This is a genomic window from Oryzibacillus soli (genome assembly GCF_051594765.1).
Lineage (GTDB): Bacteria > Bacillota > Bacilli > Paenibacillales > NBRC-103111 > Paenibacillus_AR.
This window is the reverse complement of record NZ_JBPPGJ010000066.1, coordinates 1-1,683: the sequence shown is the minus strand read 5'-3', so window position 1 is coordinate 1,683 and position 1,683 is coordinate 1. Positions and strand designations below refer to the sequence as shown.

Here is a 1,683-nt window from a genome sequence, read left to right as displayed (position 1 = left end):
CGGTCTGCAAGAGGCATTTCGGGGAAGAAGATTCAGCAGACAACCCTGCACCACCTAACCGCGCGCGGCCGGTCGGGATCCAGCTGCGCTTTTGGATCGGCTTCCTTAAGGTGGTGTGGGTTCGTAGATACAACAACGTTAGATGAAAGCCCCGGATACATATTTTGATTGGAGTGCTCCGAAGTGGATATTCAGCTATTCGAGGAAGCTTTAGAAAAACTACAAACCTTAAAAGTTAAAGGAGACATTTCATCAAGCCATCATGCTTTTTTTATGAAATATAATGTACCTGAAAATATAAGAGAGTTCTATAATAAATTTTCATTTACAGAGTCATTAAAGTTTAGACATAACTACTTTTACAATCTCAATGACATAGTAGAAGAGAATACATATTACCCAAATAATAAGTGTGTCGCATCAGAGTTACTTATTATAGGTCATGGATTGAATGGTGATTATATCGTAATGAATATGAAAAGTAATTGTATCGGTTTTATCTTCCATGATGATTTATATGAGAATGAAGATACTATTATTGAAGATATTAATATTGATACTGGAATGAGTGTAGGAAACTTTTATTATAAGTCAGTTACAGAAGATAACTTCCCAGTAGATGGTTACCAGGCAGAACAATATTTTAAGTGAGTATTAGATTATTCGGGGATGTCGGGGCCATCATCTAACACCGTATTCACGCGGCGGGCCCTAAGGCCCTTGGTCTGCAGAGGTTTTTCGAAGAAGCGAAATCAGCAGACAACCCTGCACTGGCTAAGTCCGTCGGACCCGGGGCTGGCGCCCCTTAAGCCAGTGAGGGTTCGTGAATACAACAACGTTATGTGCAATAACCGCAAGAATTAATATAAAAAGAAGAAAGGATGAACCATGAAATACAAGATCTTAATACTATCTATAGCAGTACTAATTGCTTCTATATCTGTGTTTATCATATTCAAATCGGGAGATATTGATTTTGATGTAGTAAAGGTGGAAGAATTAGATAAAGATATTCAAGACACAATCAAGCAAATTAATGAACAAAACACATATTTCATTATTAAAGACAAGACCATTGTCGTGTACTCAAACCTAGGTAAATCTGGCCTCTATACGTATCCTTACGTAGAAATAAAACAGGAGGATGGTAAGCTTGTAGTAAATATTAATAGTCACATGGCAGCAGATGAACAATATGTAAAGGAGATATTGATTGTTAGGATAAACAATATCAAGAAATTACCTGATGATTTTGGAACCACTTTCCTAGGACAAAAAACAGATTATAAAATAAAAGACCTGTCCAAGTGATTAAATATTTGTGGATTGATCCAAGAAGGCGGTTACAGCACATAACACCGTATTCACGCGGCGGGCCTTACGGCCCTTGGTCTGCAGGGGCTTTTCGGAGAAGTGGAATCAGCAGACAACCCTGCACTGGCTAAGTCCGTCGGACCCGGGGCTAACGCCCCTTAAGCCAGTGAGGGTTCGTGAATACAACAACGTTATGTGAAAGCACCGAAGGTCAAGGGACATTGAAGGTCAAAGGACATTGAAGGTCAAGGGACATTGAAGGTCAAGGGACATTGAAGGTCAAGGGACATTGAAGGTCAAGGGACATTGAAGGTCAAGGGACATTGAAGGTCAAGGGACATTGAAGGTCAAGGGACGTAGAAGATCAAG

At 39.9% G+C, this 1,683-nt stretch carries 2 protein-coding genes; both read left to right on the top strand.

The features are described from left to right. The first annotated feature begins 183 nt into the window (after window positions 1–183). Window positions 184–651 carry a hypothetical protein gene (locus tag ACSEXW_RS28135; RefSeq protein WP_438449498.1) on the top strand — a complete coding sequence of 156 codons (468 nt, stop codon included), beginning with the start codon at window positions 184–186 and terminating at the stop codon, window positions 649–651. A gap of 237 nt (window positions 652–888) precedes the next feature. After that, window positions 889–1,311 carry a hypothetical protein gene (locus ACSEXW_RS28130; protein WP_438449497.1) on the top strand — a complete coding sequence of 141 codons (423 nt, stop codon included), beginning with the start codon at window positions 889–891 and terminating at the stop codon, window positions 1,309–1,311. The last annotated feature ends 372 nt before the right edge of the window (window positions 1,312–1,683 follow it).

Coding starts and splice junctions, on each gene's coding strand:
- ACSEXW_RS28130 (WP_438449497.1), top strand. CDS start 889: ATGAAATACAAGATCTTAATACTATCTATAGCAGTACTAATTGCTTCT.